Origin of the sequence: Streptomyces sp. NPDC091282 (assembly GCF_044757385.1) — a bacterium.
In the GTDB taxonomy this organism is placed as follows: domain Bacteria; phylum Actinomycetota; class Actinomycetes; order Streptomycetales; family Streptomycetaceae; genus Streptomyces; species Streptomyces gramineus.
The window spans coordinates 1,091,637-1,108,349 of the sequence record NZ_JBIVUX010000001.1 but is presented as its reverse complement, the minus strand read 5'-3'; the positions used below and the strand labels follow the sequence as shown (position 1 = coordinate 1,108,349).

Here is a 16,713-nt window from a genome sequence, read left to right as displayed (position 1 = left end):
ACCCGAATTGGAGCCACGGACCCCATGACGTCCCCGTCCCTCGACCGGTCCGGCACGGTCCTCGAACTGCGTGCCGAACTCGACGCCCTGCGCGCCGAGTTCACCGCACTCGCGGACCGTGCGGCCGTCGCCGAACTGATCGACCGCTACATCACCCTGCTCGACACCCAGGACGAGAACGGCTTCGACCCGGACTGGCCGGCCACGGTCTTCACCCCGGACTGCCGCCTGGAGTTCCCGGTCGGCACGGTCGAGGGCCGCGACCAGGCCGCCGCCTTCCACTACGACCGCAAGTCCCGCTTCGCGCGCACCCACCACCTGGCCGCCAACTACGGCATCCGGGTGGACGGGGACACCGCGCGGATCCGCATCCACCTCGTCGCGTCCCACGTGCACCACGACGACGGTCCGGACCCGGACGGCCGCTTCGACATCGGCGGCCACAGCGAGGGCGAGGCGGTCCGCACCCCGGAGGGCTGGCGGCTCAGCCGCTGGCGCTTCCACCTGATGTGGTCCGACGGCGCCGGCCCGCGCCCCGGCCCCGCCCCCGACGCACTGCGCAGTTCCCAGCCCCGCCCACGCCAGACGAAAGGACGATGAGACCGTGTCAGGTACACCGACCACCGCGCTCGACCTGGGCGCCCTGCGCGAGACTCCCGGCGACGACCGCCGGCGCGCCTTCGAGACCTTCCTCTGCCGGAATCTGGCCCAGCACCTGGACATCCCGCCGGCCCACCGTATCGCCCGCAACCGCCCCCTCTACACCCAGGGCATCGACTCCCTCACGGCCCTGACCCTCCAGCGCACCCTGGAGTCGGCCCTGAACATCCCGGTGCCCGCCCACCACCTCCTGCGCGAGCAGTCGGTGGGCGAACTGGCCGCCACACTCAGCGACTTGGTGGACCGGACCTGAGTCTCACGGATGCTCCTGTGCCGTTGGGTGCGAGATGCCCCCGCATCTCGCACCCAACGGCACAGCAGTCCTGTGACAACGTTGTCGGAATCCGGTTCGCGCCGGGCCCCGCGCGCGTCGCGTGGCATGCTGAGGGCCGGACGGACCGAGAGGTGGCGGACGCGATGGACTGGGCCCGGTTCGCGCAGCAGCTGGCGGCGATGGCACGCGACCTGCTGGCGCAGGAGTCGGTCGACGCCACCCTGGCACGGATCACCGCCTCGGCCACCGAACTGGTGGAGGGCTGCGACGCGGCCGGCATCCTGGTGCTGCGCGGCACGGAGGTGCGCACGCTCGCGCCCACGGACCGGCTGGTCGTCGACAGCGACTGGCTCCAGGAGCGGCTGGGCGAGGGGCCGTGCTTCGACGTCGCCCAGGCCGAGACCGACGAGCGGGTCTTCCGCATCCGCGACTTCACCGTCGACCAGCCCCGCTGGCCCGCCTACGCGCCCGCGGCCCACCGGCTCGGCGTGGGCAGCATGATGGGCTTCCTGCTGTACACCGAGGACGAGGAACTGGGCGCGCTGAACGTCTACTCCCGCCGCCCCGGAGCCTTCACGGAGGCCAGTGAACTGGCCGGCTGGCTGCTCGCCTCCCACGGGGCCGTCGCCTTCTCCAGCGCCCGCACCCAGGCCCAGCTGGAACAGGCCGTCGCCACCCGGCACGTGATCGGCGAGGCCATGGGCATCCTGATGGGCGGCCACCACCTCACCGAGGAGGAGGCCTTCGGCGTACTGCGCCGCTACTCGCAGGAGAACAACGTCAAACTCCGCGAGGTCGCCCGCCGGATCTGCGAAGAGGGCCCGCTGTCCTGAACGCCACGGGTGACCGGCCGTGCGACCGGCCTCGTGTGCCCGCCGGTGCGCGTGCGCCCGGTGAGGACGAGCCATGTTCTGGGCGCCCCCGGCAGGACTCGAACCTGCGGCCAAGCGCTTAGAAGGCGCCTGCTCTATCCACTGAGCTACGGGGGCTCGCTGTACTGGCGTCGTACGTCCTGCCCTGGCCGGACCGGTCCGTGACGGTGCCGGGGACAAGGATAGAACTCCCCGGTCCTCGTCCCGGTTGCTTCGCCTCCGTGGCTCAATGTGGAGGTTCGGTGAAGTGGTCCTGATAATCGCAGGCGGGTACGAATCGTGCATCGCTTTTGGCGCCTGGCGCACCGGGTGTTGTGCACTCGTTATGCCTGGACTGTGCCTCCGTCCCGGTCGTCCCTTCCGCCCGTTGTGTCCTGTCGGCGCGCAGACATGTCTATATGCTTCAGAATTCCCCTAAAATTGGGCATTCTTCGCATGTGGTGACCTTGGACGTACGGCCCCAGCTGCTCGACACGCTCTCCGCTCTGCGCGACCGTGTCGCCGCCGCACGCTTCCCGCTGCCCCTGGCCGGGGCCGCACGCGCGCGTGCCAATCGCGACGAACTGCTCGCCCAGCTCGACGACTATCTGGTGCCCCGGCTCAAAGAGCCCGAAGCACCGCTGCTCGCCGTCGTCGGCGGCTCCACCGGCGCGGGCAAGTCGACCCTCGTCAACTCCCTGGTGGGCCGCCGGGTCAGTGAGGCCGGTGTGCTGCGGCCCACGACCCGCACACCGGTACTGGTCTGTCATCCCGAGGACCATCACTGGTTCAGCGGCATGCGCGTGCTGCCCGACCTCACACGCGTGTGGGTGCCGCACCAGGAACCCGGCGACGACCCCCTCCTCCCCGGCGAGAACCCCGCGCGCGTGCTGCGTGTCGAGACCGTCGACAGCCTCCCGCGCGGGCTGGCCCTCCTCGATGCACCCGACATCGACTCCCTGGTCGTCGACAACCGGGTCCTCGCCGCCGAACTGATCTGTGCCGCCGACATCTGGGTGATGGTCACGACGGCCGCGCGCTACGCCGACGCCGTCCCCTGGCACCTGCTGCGTACCGCCAAGGAGTACGACGCCACCCTGGTGACGGTCCTGGACCGGGTACCGCACACGGTCGTCTCCGAGGTCTCCCGGCAGTACGGCGCCCTCCTGACCAAGGCCGGACTCGGCGAGGTGCCCCGGTTCACGGTGCCCGAGCTGCCGGAGTCCGCGTGGGGCGGCGGACTGCTCCCGGCCACCGCCGTCGCCCCGCTGCGCGCCTGGCTCCTGCAGCAGGCCCAGGACCCCGGCGCCCGTCGGCAGACCCTGGCCCGCACCGCCCACGGCGTCCTCGACTCCCTCAAGGCCCGGCTGCCCGAGCTGGCCGGCGCCGCCGCCGCCCAGTACGCCGCGGCCCTGCGGCTGAACTCCGCCGTCGAGACCGCCTACGACAGCGAGCACACGCGCGTGCGCGGCCGGCTGCAGAGCGGCGCGGTCCTCGCCGGCGACGCCCTCAAACGCTGGCGCGCCTTCCCCGTCGACTGCGCCGCGGGCGAACTCCTGGACGCCCTGGTGGAGAGCCTCGCCGCACTGCTGCTGTGCGCCGTCACCGCCGCCGACGAGCGGGTCGACGACTCCTGGCGCCGCGAACCCGCTTCCTCGGCCCCCGGACTCGCCGACCGGGACCCCTCCCTGGAGAGCGCCGAGCACCGCATCGGCATCGCCGTCCGGCGCTGGCGGCGCGAGCTGGAGGAGTACGCCGACGACGAGGTGCGCGAGCTGGACCGCAGCGTCGCACCGGAGTCCGAGGGCGTCGCCGCCCTGGTGGCCACCGCGCTGCTCGGCGGGCGCCGCACCCGGGCGGCGGGGGAGCGGCTCGCCGAGCGCATCGGCGCCCACGGCGCGCTGCGGCTGCGGGACCGGGCGGGACGGCTGCTCGGGGAGCACGTGGACCGCGTCATGCACACCGAACGCGAACGCCGGCTCGCCCCGCTGGACGCCCTGGACGTCCATCCCGAGCCGCAGGCCGAACTCATCGCCGCCCTGTCCGTCCTCCAGAAGGAGAGGTGACCGGTGACCGCCGTCACTGACCACGACCACACGGATCGCATGGAACGCATGGATCACACCGGTGACTACACAGGCGACCGTCCGGGTGATGACACGGGTGGTCGCACCGCCGACCGAGAGGGCGGCCCGACCGCGTCCGGCTCCGCGCCGGAACCGGGACGCGAGCCCGCGCGCGAGCCGGGACGGCAGACGGGGCGCCGGCCGGGCCGGGAGACGGGCCGGGAGGCCGGCCGCGAGACCGTGCCCGACACCGCCCACGATCCCGGCCAGGACCCGGTGAGGGCCGCCGCGCAGGACACCGCGAAGGGCACCGCGATGGAGTCGGTCAGGGATCCGGGGAGGGACGCGGGCCAGGGCCTGGTCCGGGGACGGGAGCCGGGCACGGGCTCCGCGAAGGGCGCCGGGACGGACGCGTCCGCACCGGACCACCGCGGGGACACCGCGCCCCGCCTCGCGAAGGACCCGGCGCCGGAGGCCTCCGACGACCGGCGGGAGGGGACCGGGGCGGAGCCCGCGGACCGGACCGCCGCCGTCGACGGGACCGACACCGAGACCGTCCCGCACGCGCGCGGGCGGGAGCAGCGGGAGCAGCCGCAGCGCGAGCAGCGGCAGGACCGTCAGGAACCCGGCGACGACGGCGAGGCCGGGGCCGAGGAGGACGTCTGGGACGACGGCCTCATCGCCCGCCGGGTCACCGAGACCGCCAAGGCCGCCGTCCCCGTCGTGGAGACCCGCGGCCCGGGCGCCCCGCTCCCGGCCCCGCTGGCGTACGAGGGCCCGCTGCGCTCCCGCCTCGACGCGCTGCGCGAACTCGTCGGCCTGTCCCGCACCCGCCTCGACAGCCAGACCCTCTCCGAGGCCGGCCGGGTCCTCGACGAGGCCGCCGCCCGCCGCCGGCTCTCCGGCCAGCACACCGTCATCGCCATCGCGGGCGCCACCGGGAGCGGCAAGTCGCAGCTGTTCAACGCGCTCGCCGGCGTCGCCATCTCGGAGACCGGCGTACGGCGCCCGACCACCGCCTCGCCCATCGCGTGCAGCTGGAGCGACGGCAGCGCCGCCCTCATCGACCGGCTCGGCATCCCGGGCCGGCTGCGCCGCCGCCCCGTGCACAACCCGGAGGCGGACGCCCAGCTGCGCGGCCTGATCCTGATCGACCTGCCCGACCACGACTCGGCGGTGGTCCAGCACCGCGAACACGTCGACCGGATCCTGAAGCTGGTGGACGCGGTGATCTGGGTCGTCGACCCGGAGAAGTACGCCGACGCGGTGCTCCACGAGCGCTACCTGCGGCCCCTGTCCGGCCACGCCGAGGTCATGTTCATCGTCCTCAACCAGACCGACCGGCTGCCCGGCGAGGCCGCCGACCTGGTCCTGGACGACCTGCGCCGGGTCCTGGACGAGGACGGCGTCGCGCTCGGCGAGTACGGCGAACCGGGCGCCACGGTGCTCGCGCTGTCCGCGCTCACCGGCGACGGCGTCGGCGAACTGCGCGAGTCCCTCGGCCAGTTCGTCTCCGAGCGGGGCGCCGCCGCCCGCCGGGTCGCCGCCGACGTCGACGCCGCCGCGGCCGGGCTGCGGCCCGTGTACGCCACCGGGCGCCGCGCCGGGCTCAGCGAGGAGGCGCGCGAGGACTTCGCCGCCCGGCTGGCCGACGCGGTGGGCGCCACCGCCGCCGGTGAGGCCGCCGAACGCGCCTGGCTGCGCAACGCCAACCGGGCCTGCGGCACGCCGTGGCTGCGGCTGTGGCGCTGGCACAAGGGGCGCGCCGACCAGCCCACGGGACGCCTCCAGCAGGCCCAGCCGGAGGAGGAGGCCACCGCCCGCCAGCGCGTCGAGCAGGCCGTGCGCACGGTCTCCGACCGGGCCTCGGCGGGCCTGCCCGCGCCGTGGGCGCAGGCGGTGCGCGAGGCGGCCGTACGCGGGTCGCAGGGCCTGCCGGAGGCGCTGGACGACCTCGCGACCCAGGCCGGGCTGCCGCCGGGCCGTCCGCCGCGGCCCGGCTGGTGGCCGGTGGCGGTGCTCGCCCAGGCCGCCATGACCCTCCTCCAGGTGGTCGGCGGGCTGTGGCTGGTCGGGCAGATCGCCGGGGTGATGGCGCCCAATCTGGGCGTGCCGGTGCTGCTGATGGTCGCCGGCATCATCGGCGGGCCGCTGGTCGAGTGGGGCTGCCGGATGGCGGCCCGGGGACCGGCCCGGCGGTACGGGCTGGAGGCGGAACGCCGGCTGCGGGAGGCTGCGGCCGGCTGCGGCCGGGCCCGGGTGCTGGATCCGGTGGCGGCGGAGCTGCTGCGCTACCAGGAGGTGCGGGAGCAGTACGCCAGGGTGACGCGCACGGGGGCCGGGGTGGGGTGAGGCCGCCCGGGGGAAACGGATCACCCGTCCGGGTGGCGGAGTTGTCCACAGGCCGGCGGTGGTCCACAGCGCTCGGCGGGTCCGCTCCGGCGGCGGCAGTCTGGGTCCCGCGGCGATCGCCAGGAGGGCGGTGGCCGCGAAGGACACAGCCGTACGGGACGGGCCCGTGGGCGGATCCGGCCCGGCCGTGGCGGCCGGGCGAGGGAGGGATGCCTGATGAACGAGACACTGGTCTGCGCGGTGGGCAACGTGGCGACGCAGCCGGTCTACCGGGAACTGGCGGCGGGGCCGTCGGCGCGGTTCCGGCTGGCGGTGACCTCGCGTTACTGGGACCGCGACAAGAACACCTGGACCGACGGCCACACCAACTTCTTCACGGTGTGGGCCAACCGGCAGCTCGCCACCAACGCGGCGGCCTCGCTCTCCGTCGGCGATCCGGTCGTCGTGCAGGGGCGGCTCAAGGTGCGCACCGAGACGCGTGAGGGCCAGCAGTGGACCTCCGCCGACATCGACGCGGTGGCGATCGGCCACGACCTCGCCCGCGGCACGGCGGCCTTCCGGCGGGCGGCGAAGCCGGAGACGGCGGCACCGGCACCGCCCCGCCCGGAGCCGGACTGGCAGACACCCGAGGAGCCCGCCGACGCGGCGGAGCGACGGCGGGTGGAACCTGTGGCGGTGACGTGAAGCCCCTGTGCGGAAAGCCCAATCCGCCCTCGACCGGCCGAACTGCGGCCTGTTGAACGCTCCTTGACGGTGTATCGGCGCATGGACCCGGAAGTGTCCACCATGACGGCCGAGTCGACGTGTAGATGACCGCCGTCCGTCCGGCGCTCCGCGATAACGATTACGGATCGGATCGCTCATCGGACCATCTCACCGGGAATGGGCGGTCCGGCTGATCCATAGGATGCCGGGCGTGGCCCCTGGGGTCACTGATTCTGCTGGTGGGACCGCCCCCCGTGGTCAAGGGGTCCTGCTCGAAGGGGAATTCTGTGCTCGTTGCGTTCTCTGGTTCCTCGGCGCCCGGTGCGTCCGCCAGGCCCTCCGGCACGCCCGTGTCCGCGAGAGGCGTGGCCCGCCTCGCCGCCGCGGTAGTGGCGTCCGGGCTGGTGGCCGCCGCCGTGCTGACCGGCGCCGGCCGGGCCGCCGCCGACGACGGCACCGGGCAGAGCCAGAGCGGGGCGACGGCCACCATCGGCGCCCTGAAGACCTACGGCGAGGCCGTCGTGCACGGCACGGACGGCGACGAGCAGGTCTCCGCGGGCCTGTTCGAGATGTCCGTGGACGGCGGCGGCACGCTCCAGACGTACTGCGTCGACCTCCACAACCCCACCCAGCGGGACGCCAAGTACCACGAGACGGCCTGGAGCGGCACCTCGCTGGGCGCCAACACGAACGCCGGCCGGATCCGCTGGATCCTGCAGAACTCCTACCCGCAGGTCAACGACCTCGCCGCGCTCGCCCGCAAGGCCGGGGCCGGCACCCTCAGCGAGCAGGACGCGGCGGCCGGCACCCAGGTGGCGATCTGGCGCTACTCCGACGGCGCGGACGTCGACGCCGTGGACCCGCAGGCCGAGAAGCTCGCCGACTACCTGGAGAAGAACGCCCGCGGCCAGTCGGAGCCCGAGGCCTCGCTGACTCTGGACCCGCCCGCGGTCTCCGGCCGGCCCGGCGCCCTGCTGGGCCCGGTCACCGTGCACACCAACGCGCGCACCGTCACCGTGGTCCCGCCCGCCGACGCGGCCCTGACCGGCGTCCGGATCACCGACAAGGGCGGCAGGCCCGTCACCACGGCGCGCAACGGCGCGGAGCTGTACTTCCAGGTCCCCGACGACGCGACGGACGCCTCCGCCGAACTCACCGTGCAGGCCTCGACCACCGTCCCGGTCGGCCGCGCCTTCACCTCCGAGAGCCGCAGCCAGACGCAGATCCTGGCCGGCTCCAGCGAGTCCACGGTCGCCGCGACCGCGAACGCGACCTGGGCGGAACAGGGCGCGATACCGGCGCTGTCCGCCGAGAAGAACTGCGCCACGGGCGGCGTGGACATCACCGCGGCCAACACCGGCGACCAGCCGTTCACCTTCGAGCTGATGGACACCGAGCACACCATCCCCGCGAACACCTCGCGGACGGTGACCATCCCGCTCCAGGAGGACCAGGTCTACGACTTCACGATCACCGGCGCGGGCGGCCTGGAGCGGCGCTTCACCGGCGTCTTCGACTGCAAGACCCAGGCCGCCGAGAGCGGGCTCGCCGCCCAGACCCTCAGCGAGCCCAGCCCCGCCTCGGTCGGCGGCACCGCCTCCGACGTCAACCTCGCCGCGACCGGCGGCGACTCCGCGACCGGCGTGATCACCGGTGTCGCCATCGGCCTGGTGGTGATCGGCGGCGCCGTCCTGGTGATCCTCCGCCGCCGCGAGAACCCCACCGACTGACCCCCACCGAGGGGCCCCGCAGGGCAGTATGGCCCCATGACCAAGTCATCCCGCGGCACCTCGTCCGGCTCGGTGCTGTCCCTGTGGTCCGAGGACTCGGTCCTGTCGATCGGCTCCGTGGGATCCGTCCTGTCCATCGGCTCGGTCGGCTCGGCCCTGTCCGTCGGCTCGATCGGCAGCGCCCTGTCGGCCGGCTCCATCGGCTCGGCGCTGTCCCTGATCTCGGCGGGCTCATGGCTGAGCACGGGCTCCGTCCTGTCGGCCCAGTCCCGCTGGTCGGTCCTGTCCTGGCGCTCGACCTCGGCCTTCCGCGCAGCGGGAACGATCGCCGCGGCAACCCTGACCGCCACCCTCCTCCACCACACCCTGAACCGCCCCCGCCTCGCAGGCGCGCGGAAGGGGTGACACGGCCCGGACCCGGCGGGGCTACTCGCCGGGCTTCCTGTCCAGTACCTCGATGTTCGACCAGATGCCGTCCAGCCCGAAAGGCGCCAGGTACTCCTCGAGGATGAGGAACGGCGGACCGGCGTGCGGCTCCCGCCCCACCCACACGGTGTCGCACTCGTAGCAGAGCCGGAACGACCCGGCCCCTCCCCGGACGCGGGCACGGGTGACCCATCCCTGGTCGCATCGCGGACACCAGACCACAGCCGCCTCCTTCGGTACACCGGCCGGACGGTGACCACAGCCGACGGCCCGCCACCGCACCCGTCAATGAAACCCCAGGTCACAGCCCCCCGACCAAACGGGTTAACACCCAACGCTGGACGTCAGGCAAGATGGGGTGTATCTGCCCACTGCCAGATTCAAGCTGCCGGACGGTTTCTCTTGGCTGAGTTCATTTACACCATGCGCAAGGCGCGCAAAGCGCACGGCGACAAGGTGATCCTCGACGACGTCACCCTGAGCTTCCTGCCGGGGGCGAAGATCGGCGTCGTCGGTCCGAACGGCGCCGGTAAGTCGACCGTGCTGAAGATCATGGCGGGGCTGGAGCAGCCCTCCAACGGTGACGCGTTCCTCTCGCCCGGCTACAGCGTCGGCATCCTCATGCAGGAGCCGAAGCTCAACGAGGAGAAGACCGTCCTGGAGAACGTCCAGGAGGGCGTCGCCGAGATCAAGGGCAAGCTCGACCGGTTCAACGAGATCGCCGAGCTGATGGCGACCGACTACTCCGACGCGCTGCTCGACGAGATGGGCAAGCTCCAGGAGGACCTGGACCACACCAACGCGTGGGACCTCGACGCCCAGCTGGAGCAGGCCATGGACGCGCTGGGCTGCCCGCCCGGCGACTGGCCCGTCACCACCCTCTCCGGTGGTGAGAAGCGCCGCGTCGCGCTCTGCAAGCTGCTCCTGGAAGCCCCCGACCTGCTGCTCCTCGACGAGCCCACCAACCACCTCGACGCCGAGTCGGTGAACTGGCTGGAGCAGCACCTCGCCAAGTACGCCGGCACCGTCGTGGCCATCACCCACGACCGGTACTTCCTGGACAACGTCGCCGAGTGGATCCTCGAACTCGACCGCGGCCGCGCCTACCCCTACGAGGGCAACTACTCCACCTACCTGGAGAGCAAGGCGAGCCGTCTCAAGGTAGAGGGCCAGAAGGACGCCAAGCGGCAGAAGCGCCTCAAGGAGGAGCTGGAGTGGGTCCGCTCCAACGCCAAGGGACGCCAGGCCAAGTCCAAGGCCCGTCTCGCGCGGTACGAGGAGATGGCCGCCGAGGCCGACAAGATGCGGAAGCTGGACTTCGAGGAGATCCAGATCCCGCCGGGCCCGCGGCTCGGCAGCATCGTCGTCGAGGTCGACAAGCTGAACAAGGCCTTCGGTGAGAAGGTCCTCGTCGACGGCCTCAGCTTCACGCTGCCGCGCAACGGCATCGTCGGCGTCATCGGCCCGAACGGCGCCGGCAAGACCACCCTGTTCAAGATGATCCAGGGCCTGGAGACGCCGGACTCCGGCGACATCAAGGTCGGCGAGACCGTCAAGATCTCCTACGTCGACCAGGGCCGCTCCAACCTGGACCCGAAGAAGACGCTGTGGGAGGTCGTCTCCGACGGCCTCGACTACATCAACGTCGGCCAGGTCGAGATGCCGAGCCGGGCGTACGTGTCCGCGTTCGGGTTCAAGGGCCCGGACCAGCAGAAGCCGACCGGTGTCCTGTCCGGCGGTGAGCGCAACCGCCTCAACCTGGCGCTCACCCTCAAGCAGGGCGGCAACCTCCTGCTCCTCGACGAGCCGACCAACGACCTGGACGTCGAGACCCTCTCCAGCCTGGAGAACGCGCTCCTCGAATTCCCCGGCTGCGCCGTGGTCGTCTCCCACGACCGCTGGTTCCTGGACCGGGTCGCCACCCACATCCTCGCCTACGAGGGCGAGTCCAAGTGGTTCTGGTTCGAGGGCAACTTCGAGTCGTACGAGAAGAACAAGATCGAGCGGCTGGGACCGGACGCCGCGCGTCCGCACCGGGCCACCTACAAGAAGCTGACCCGGGGCTGATCACACTTGCGCCACCACTACCGCTGCCCCCTGCGCTGGTCCGACATGGACGCGTACGGCCATGTCAACAACGTGGTCTTCATCCGCTACCTGGAGGAAGCGCGTATCGATTTCCTGTTCCGGCCGGAAAAGGACTTCAAGCAGGGGTCGGTGGTGGCCCGCCACGAGATCGACTACAAGCGGCAGCTCGTCCACCGGCACCACCCGGTGGACATCGAGCTGTGGATCACGGAGATCAGGGCCGCCTCCTTCACCATCACCTACGAGGTGAAGGACGACGACACGATCTACGTACGGGCCTCCACGGTGGTCGTGCCCTTCGACTTCGAGACGGGCCGGCCGCGGCGGATCACCGCCGACGAGCGGGACTTCCTGGAGGAGTACCGGGACGACAAGGAGGAGGCCGTCGCCGCATGACGGTGCTCCACCTGGCCGACGACGGGGAGGCGGCGGATCTCGCCGCCTTCCTGTCCCGGCTGCTGCACTACGACCGTTCGGCCGCGGTACGCCTCCAGGCGGCCGGCACCGCGCTGGCCGTCTTCGGGCGGCCGCCGTCCTTCGAGGTGCTGGCGATCCGCGCGGTCCGGCTCGCCAAGCCGTACGAGAGCGGCCTCGACGTCACCCTCGACGTGACCGTCTCCGCCGGGGAGTTGCTGGAGGCGGTGGACGAACAGGCCGGCACGGCCGCGGTGCCGGGCGCGGTCACCGGACCGCCGTGGGCGGGCGTTCTGCCGCCGCGCGGCGGCTGGCGCGAGGAGCCGGGACTGCCCGCGCCGGCGGCGCTGGCGGCCACCGTGGCGGCCGCGGTGGGCGAATTCCGGTCCCGTACCGCGGAGTTGGCGCCGCAGAGCCGTACCAGGGCCGAACTCGACCGGATCGGGCGGGACATCTGGTCCCGGACCGTGGGCGGCACCCGGCTTCCGGTACGGGCCGTGCACGCGGCCCAGTCGCTGCGCTTCCTGCGCCCGGCCGACGAGGCCGTCCTGCTCTCCGCGGGCGCGTGGCTGCGGCTGCGCACGCCGTTCGGGTCGATCGCCGTACGGCGGGCGGGACTCGGGGCGCTGGACGTCAGCGTCCGCTGACCCGGCGTCCCGTGGTCAGTCCGGGGTGTTCACCATCGAGGCGGCCGCGTAGGTGAGGTAGTTCCACAGCGTCTCGTGGTGTTCCTCGGACAGGCCCAGCTCGTCCACGGCCACCCGCATGTGCCGCAGCCAGGCGTCGTGCGCGGCCCGGTCCACGGTGAAGGGGGCGTGCCGCATCCGCAGCCGGGGGTGGCCGCGGTTGTCGCTGTAGGTCGTGGGGCCGCCCCAGTACTGCATGAGGAACAGGGTGAGCCGTTCCTCGGCCGGGCCCAGGTCCTCCTCCGGGTACATCGGCTTGAGCAGCGGGTCCCCGGCGACGCCCTCGTAGAAACGGTGGACCAGCCTGCGGAAGGTCTCCTCCCCGCCGACCTGCTCGTAGAAGGTCTTCTCCTGCAGCGTGCCGCGCCGAATCTCTCTCACCCGTACATGGTCTCAGACGCGGTGGCCGAGGACTCAAGGCTTAGGACCCCCGCCGACGCGGGGTTCTAGGGTGGACGCATGGGCGCTCACGACCTCGGGGTCCCGGACATCGAAGGGCTCGCCGCGACGGCACGCGAAGAGCTGGTGCGGGAGATCGACGCCGAGGGAGTCTGGGCGGCGGAGCCGGTGTGGCGGGCGGCCTTCGCCGCGGTGCCCCGGCACCTGTTCGTGCCGTACTACTACGCGGCCGGGGCGGACGGGCACGAACGCCGGTGGGGCGAGAGCCCCGACCCGCGGGCCCGGGAGCGCTGGGTGCGGGGTGCCTACGAGGACGTTCCGCTGGCCACCCGGCTGTGCGACGGCCGGCTGCTGTCCTCCAGCAGCCAGCCCTCGCTGATGGCCCGGATGCTGGTCGCGCTGGGGGTCGCCGACGGCGACCGGGTGCTGGAGATCGGCGCCGGCACCGGCTACAACGCGGCGCTGCTGGCACACCGGCTCGGCGACGGCGGTCTCGTCACCACCGTCGACGTCGATCCGGAGATCACCGAGTCGGCACGGCGGCACCTGGCCGCGGCCGGGTACCGGCCGGCCGTCGTCACCGGGGACGGGACGCGGGGCGTGCCGGCGCGCGCGCCGTTCGACCGGATCATCGCGACCTGCGCGACGACGGGCGTGCCGCGGGCCTGGGTCGCGCAGTGCGCGGCGGGCGGGCGGATCCTCGCGCCGGTGGCCACGGGCCTGCTGGCGCTGGCCGTCCGGGGCGACGGGTGCGCCGAGGGGCGGTTCCTGCCGTCGGCGGCCTTCTTCGTGCCGCTGCGCGGGCCGAGCCCTCAGGAGCCGCCGGACGTGAGCGGGGTGCCGTCCCGGGCGCTCGACGACGAGGTGTTCCGGTTCCTGCTGGAGCTGACCCGGGGCGTGCTCGGCCCGCGGGAGGCCCACCGGATCTGGCGGCGTGCGGGCATGCCGGGGCGGGAGCGGTACGGGGTCACCGTCACGCCGGACGGCGGGTGGCTGTGGCTGGACGACCGGGAGGGGCCGTGGGTCTGGCCGCTCCCGGTCTGAGTCCCGTACGGGCGGTCCGGCTCAGCCCCGCCGGACGGTGATCGTCGTCCAGGCGCCCACGTGCACCCGGTCCCCGTCCTGCAGCGGCACCGGGACGAAGGGCTGGATCGGCTCCTCGCCGCCGTTGACCGTGGTGCCGTTCGTCGAGTTCTGGTCGACGACCGCCCAGCTGCCGTCCGGCTGCTGGACCAGGACCGCGTGCTGGTGCGAGACGCCCGGGTCCTCCGGCGGCACCGCCAGGTCGATGTCCGGGGTGTCGCCGGTGGAGTGCCGGCGGCGGCCGATGGTGACCTGGTTGCCGGCCAGGGTGCGCTGCTGCTCGGGGGAGTAGGCGGGCAGGTTGAGGCCGGCCGCCTCCGGACCCGAGCGCTGCATCATGGCCATGAAGTACGCGCGGTCCGGGCCGATCGTCGCCGTCCAGGTCGCCGGGCCCTGCGGGGCCTGCGGGTAGCCGGGACCGGCCGGGGCGCCGGGCTGCGGGTAGCCGTACCCGCCCTGGGCGGGGGCCGGGGGTGCGCCGGGGCCGCCCGCGGGCGGCGAGATCACCCAGTCGTCGTCGCCGCCGAAGGGCGGGCCGCCGGCCGCGGGCCTGCCGGTCTCCTGCGGGAAGCCGGGCGGTGCGGGCGGAGCCGACTGCTGGAAGGCGCCGGGGGCGCCGCCGGTGGTCGCGCCGGGCTGCCGACGGGACGGGTCGCCGCCGAAGGGACCGGCGGCGGGGTCGCGGGTGAAGGGACCGGAGGACGGGCCGGCGCCGGGCGGGCCGCCGAACGCGGACGGGCCGCCGGAGGTCTGGGCCGGAGCACCGCCGAACGCCGGCGGCGGAGCCGAGGGGCCGCGCTCGCCGCCGAAGGGCGGAGGGGACGACTGGCCCCGCTCGCCGCCGAACCCGGAGGGCCCGGCCTGGCCGCGGTCGCCGAACGCCGGAGGGCCGGACGGTCCGCGGTCGCCGCCGAAGGCGGGGGGTCCCTGCTGGCCGCGGTCGCCGCCGAACGGGGGCGGGCCGGCCTGGCCGCGGTCGCCGAACGCCGGAGGTCCGGGCGGACCCGACGGGCCGCCGCCGCGCTCGTTCGCGAACGGCGTCGGACCCGAGGGCTCGCTGCCGAAGGAGGGGATCGGCTCCGCGGGGCGGTTCACCTGGGAGGGACGCGAGCCCTGGTACTCGTAGGAGTCGGTGTTGCCGCCGTACGACGGCGGGGTGGGCGGCCGGAAGGTCGGCGCGGCCGGGCCGCCGCCGGCGGGCGGGCGCGGGGCGGCCGGGGTGTACGAGGTGGCCGTGTTGGTCAGGAAGTTCCAGCGGCACTCCTCGCAGAACGGCGCGCCGCCCTCGCGGGGGGTGCGGCACTGCGGGCACAGCTCCGGCTCGTGCCCGTTCGGCACGGCGGACAGGTGCCGGCCGCCGGCCTGGGCACCGGGCCCGGGCGGCGGGAAGCCGTAGCCGCCGGCGGTCGGCGGGGGCGGCGGGGGCACGGCACCGGCCATGCGGTGACCGCACACCTCGCACCAGTCGTCGGAACCCGACTGGTGTCCGTTCGGGCAGGTCGGCATGTCGGTGGTTCCCTCTCTGTCAGGTTCGTCCTGAGCCTGTCCGGGTGTCCTGCGTGTGCTGTCAGGTCACTTCTTTACACGAACAGTCTTTGTGGACCGGGTCTCGAGCGTCATCTCGTCGGCCTCGGCCACCTTCGCTTTCAATCGCACAGTACCCGTCGCGGCGTCGACCACGTCCACCACCTTCGCAAGCAGTTTCGCAGTATCCGCGTTCCCCGAGGCGCTGGCGAGCTGAACGGCCCGGCCCAGTTTGGCCGTTGCTCCGTCCATATCGCCCGCTTTGCGAAGATCCAGCCCTTGCTGGATGGCTTGTGCCAGTTCGGCTTGGCCGGTGTAGTGGGCGACTTGGGGATTGATGGAGGTCGAGGCGACCATGTCGTCCGTCCACACCGCCCTGACCAGTCCCTGCGCGCCCAGGTTCTGGGCGCTGCCGTCGGGCTGCGGGACCACCAACGACACCCGGGCGGCGAGCATTTCCTGACCGAGCCCGGCCGTCGGGACCTCCACGCAGACGTGGTAGTCCCGGGACTCGTCGCCCCAGGAGCCGGTCGGATAGTCCCCGGCGCGCGGCCCGGCCTCGGCGCGGCGGCCGGTCAACTCCGCCACCGTGGGCGCCACTTGCTTGACGAACTTGATGGTCGTGCCGACCGGCGTCCACAGCCGCAGCGCGACGTCCGCGACCTCCTTGCCCATCGCCGTCTCCATCATCCGCGTGAAGTCGGCGGCCAGGCCCGTGGGGTCGGCGACGATGTCCGCGGTGCCGAGGAGCGCGGAGGCTATCCCTGTGACTTCTTTCACTTCCCAGTCGGTGCCCACACCGCGGGCGTCACAGGTGAACCGTCCGGCGCAGGAGTCCAGGGCGGTCCTCAGGTCCTCCGGCGACTCGTGCTCGTTGCGGCCGTCGGTGAGCAGGATGCCGTGCCGGATCGAGACGTCCGCCGAGGACAGCAGCCGGTCGGCCAGCCGCAGCCAGGTCCCGATCGCCGTACCGCCGCCCGCGCTCAGCCGGCGCAGCGCCTGCTTGGCCTGCTCCCGGGTGGTGCGGTCGGCCACCGCGAGCCGCCCGGCGCCCGGATAGACCTCCTTGGCGACGTGCGTGCCGCCGACCACCGCGAAATGGGTGCCGTCGCGCAGGGTGTCGATCGCGGCCGCGGTGGCGTCCCGGGCATTGCGCATCTTGGTCGGCGGATAGTCCATCGAACCCGAGCAGTCCACCATGATCACCACGCCGGCGGCCGGCCCCTGACCGGGCGCGTACGTCGTCGTCCCCGCCGCGCTGCCGACGGTGCCGCCGCCGGTCGACGTCACCGTGACGATCGCGTTGACCTCGCGGCCGCCGTCCGGCAGGTACTCGTTCTGGTAGACGTCCACCGAGAACTGCGGCACGTTCGACTTCGAGAAATTGGCCATGACTGCTCCGGTCCCCCTCCACCCCACGCGTGGTGGGTGCTGACGGTGTGCGGACCGGTCCCC

The 16,713-nt window shown here is 73.2% G+C and carries 16 protein-coding genes and 1 tRNA gene; 12 read left to right on the top strand and 5 right to left on the bottom strand.

Annotated features, from left to right (window positions below; genetic code table 11):
- The first annotated feature begins 24 nt into the window (after window positions 1-24).
- The 3 genes from ACIQOE_RS05000 to ACIQOE_RS04990 all read left to right on the top strand — a co-directional run bounded on the left by ACIQOE_RS05000 (window position 25) and on the right by ACIQOE_RS04990 (window position 1,767).
- A complete protein-coding gene (locus tag ACIQOE_RS05000) occupies window positions 25-600 on the top strand; it encodes a nuclear transport factor 2 family protein (protein ID WP_351329172.1) in 576 nt (191 codons plus the stop codon).
- A 4-nt stretch (window positions 601-604) separates the two neighbouring features.
- The gene (locus ACIQOE_RS04995; RefSeq protein WP_351329174.1) at window positions 605-913 is read left to right on the top strand and encodes an acyl carrier protein; all 309 of its coding nucleotides are present in this window, start codon (window positions 605-607) and stop codon (window positions 911-913) included.
- 164 nt (window positions 914-1,077) lie between these two features.
- Window positions 1,078-1,767, top strand: coding sequence for a GAF and ANTAR domain-containing protein (locus tag ACIQOE_RS04990; protein WP_401410115.1), 690 nt, complete (start codon window positions 1,078-1,080; stop codon window positions 1,765-1,767).
- 83 nt (window positions 1,768-1,850) lie between these two features.
- Here the strand turns inward: ACIQOE_RS04990 and ACIQOE_RS04985 are convergent.
- Window positions 1,851-1,923, bottom strand: a tRNA-Arg gene (locus ACIQOE_RS04985).
- Between the two features lie 320 nt (window positions 1,924-2,243).
- On the opposite strand from ACIQOE_RS04985, the gene ACIQOE_RS04980 reads away from it, so the two are divergent.
- From ACIQOE_RS04980 to ACIQOE_RS04960, 5 genes are all read left to right on the top strand, one after another.
- Window positions 2,244-3,851, top strand: a complete 1,608-nt coding sequence (locus tag ACIQOE_RS04980; RefSeq protein ID WP_351319256.1) for a dynamin family protein — start codon at window positions 2,244-2,246, stop codon at window positions 3,849-3,851.
- 3 nt (window positions 3,852-3,854) lie between these two features.
- On the top strand, window positions 3,855-6,203 hold the full coding sequence (locus ACIQOE_RS04975) for a GTPase (RefSeq protein ID WP_401409686.1): 2,349 nt from the start codon (window positions 3,855-3,857) through the stop codon (window positions 6,201-6,203).
- A gap of 216 nt (window positions 6,204-6,419) precedes the next feature.
- On the top strand, window positions 6,420-6,887 hold the full coding sequence (locus tag ACIQOE_RS04970; RefSeq protein ID WP_401409684.1) for a single-stranded DNA-binding protein: 468 nt from the start codon (window positions 6,420-6,422) through the stop codon (window positions 6,885-6,887).
- 371 nt (window positions 6,888-7,258) lie between these two features.
- Window positions 7,259-8,638, top strand: a complete 1,380-nt coding sequence (locus ACIQOE_RS04965) for a Cys-Gln thioester bond-forming surface protein (protein ID WP_401409682.1) — start codon at window positions 7,259-7,261, stop codon at window positions 8,636-8,638.
- 36 nt (window positions 8,639-8,674) lie between these two features.
- Entirely contained in the window at window positions 8,675-9,043 is a 369-nt protein-coding gene (locus tag ACIQOE_RS04960) for a hypothetical protein (protein WP_399008104.1), read from the top strand.
- 21 nt (window positions 9,044-9,064) lie between these two features.
- On the opposite strand, the gene ACIQOE_RS04955 is transcribed toward ACIQOE_RS04960, so the two are convergent.
- Entirely contained in the window at window positions 9,065-9,286 is a 222-nt protein-coding gene (locus tag ACIQOE_RS04955; RefSeq protein ID WP_351319266.1) for a hypothetical protein, read from the bottom strand.
- 180 nt (window positions 9,287-9,466) lie between these two features.
- Between ACIQOE_RS04955 and ettA the strand changes: the two genes are divergently transcribed.
- The 3 genes from ettA to ACIQOE_RS04940 are packed head-to-tail and all read left to right on the top strand — an operon-like array spanning window position 9,467 to window position 12,213.
- On the top strand, window positions 9,467-11,131 hold the full coding sequence (ettA, locus tag ACIQOE_RS04950; RefSeq protein WP_351319268.1) for an energy-dependent translational throttle protein EttA: 1,665 nt from the start codon (window positions 9,467-9,469) through the stop codon (window positions 11,129-11,131).
- 6 nt (window positions 11,132-11,137) lie between these two features.
- Window positions 11,138-11,548: a thioesterase family protein gene (locus tag ACIQOE_RS04945; protein WP_351935378.1), complete on the top strand. Its 411-nt coding sequence runs from the start codon at window positions 11,138-11,140 to the stop codon at window positions 11,546-11,548.
- Window positions 11,545-12,213, top strand: a complete 669-nt coding sequence (locus ACIQOE_RS04940) for a hypothetical protein (protein WP_401409679.1) — start codon at window positions 11,545-11,547, stop codon at window positions 12,211-12,213. Before ACIQOE_RS04945 ends, ACIQOE_RS04940 begins: the two co-directional genes overlap by 4 nt.
- Window positions 12,214-12,228: 15 nt before the next feature.
- Here the strand turns inward: ACIQOE_RS04940 and ACIQOE_RS04935 are convergent, their stop codons facing one another.
- Window positions 12,229-12,633, bottom strand: a complete 405-nt coding sequence (locus ACIQOE_RS04935) for a globin (protein ID WP_351319273.1) — start codon at window positions 12,631-12,633, stop codon at window positions 12,229-12,231.
- A gap of 78 nt (window positions 12,634-12,711) precedes the next feature.
- On the opposite strand from ACIQOE_RS04935, the gene ACIQOE_RS04930 reads away from it, so the two are divergent.
- The gene (locus ACIQOE_RS04930) at window positions 12,712-13,695 is read left to right on the top strand and encodes a methyltransferase domain-containing protein (protein ID WP_401409677.1); all 984 of its coding nucleotides are present in this window, start codon (window positions 12,712-12,714) and stop codon (window positions 13,693-13,695) included.
- A 21-nt stretch (window positions 13,696-13,716) separates the two neighbouring features.
- On the opposite strand, the gene ACIQOE_RS04925 is transcribed toward ACIQOE_RS04930, so the two are convergent.
- Entirely contained in the window at window positions 13,717-15,240 is a 1,524-nt protein-coding gene (locus ACIQOE_RS04925) for an FHA domain-containing protein (protein ID WP_401409675.1), read from the bottom strand.
- Between the two features lie 66 nt (window positions 15,241-15,306).
- Window positions 15,307-16,650 carry a VWA domain-containing protein gene (locus ACIQOE_RS04920; RefSeq protein WP_401409673.1) on the bottom strand — a complete coding sequence of 448 codons (1,344 nt, stop codon included), beginning with the start codon at window positions 16,648-16,650 and terminating at the stop codon, window positions 15,307-15,309.
- Window positions 16,651-16,713 lie beyond the last annotated feature (63 nt).